This is a genomic window from Actinosynnema sp. NPDC023658, from assembly GCF_040639995.1.
In the GTDB taxonomy this organism is placed as follows: domain Bacteria; phylum Actinomycetota; class Actinomycetes; order Mycobacteriales; family Pseudonocardiaceae; genus Actinosynnema.
In genome coordinates this window covers 1-877 of the sequence record NZ_JBFAAX010000892.1, presented here as the reverse complement: position 1 = coordinate 877, position 877 = coordinate 1, and the positions used below count along the sequence as shown (strand labels likewise).

Here is an 877-nt window from a genome sequence, read left to right as displayed (position 1 = left end):
TCTTCCCTCCCCGCGCCGTGCGGGCGGGGGGCGGTGCGGGGTCCGGGGGGGGGGGGGGCGGGGGGCCCGGGCCGCCCCGTCCGTGGTGTCACCGCTTGCCTGTGGGGGTTCAGGGCGCGGTGACCGCCTGGGACGCCGAGGCGTCCGCCGACCGGTCACCGCCCTCGGCGGATCGCGGTGCGCGCAGGAACAGCAGGGCCACGACCACGCCGGCCAGCGTGACGACGGTCGACACCAGCAGGCCCGAGCGCAGGCCGTCGAGCGTGGCGGCCTGGGGCGCGGCCGGGTCGGGCACGGTCGCGGCGGCCACCACCGCCGCCAGGACGGCCACGCCGACCGCGCTGCCCACCTGCTGCGCCGTCTGCGCCAGGCCGCTGGCCAGGCCCGTGTGCTCCTCGGGCACGCCGGAGGTCATCGTGCCGATGAACGAGACGACGGCGAGCACGTGGCCGAAGCCGAGCGCGGCGGTCGTGACGATCAGCAGGACCAGGTCGCCGTCCTGCGGGAGCAGCAGCATCGCGGCCGTGCCCAGGCCCTGCACCAGCAGGCCGGCCATGAGGATCGCGGGCGTGCCGACGCGGCCGATGAACCTGGCGGCCAGGCTGCCCGCCACCATCGCCGCGACGCCCTCGGCCAGGAAGCCGATGCCGGTGGCCAGCGGGCTCCAGTGCAGCACGTCCTGCATGTAGAGGCTGAGCAGGACGGTCGTGCCGCCGCACATGCCGAAGGTGATCAAACCGGTCAGGCCGCCCCACTTCACCGTGCGCCGGCGCAGGATCGACAGCGGCGCGAGCGGCGCCGCGACCTTGCCCTCCACCACCAGGAACGCGCCGAGCAGCACGACGGCGGCGGCCAGCGGCACGAGCGCGGACGGGGA

At 76.6% G+C, this 877-nt stretch carries 1 protein-coding gene; it reads right to left on the bottom strand.

Going from position 1 to position 877, the window contains the following annotated elements; translation table 11 throughout:
- Positions 1-109: 109 nt before the first annotated feature.
- A partial coding sequence (locus AB0G02_RS36060; protein WP_360803711.1) for an MFS transporter occupies positions 110-877 on the bottom strand: 768 nt, incomplete at its 5' end.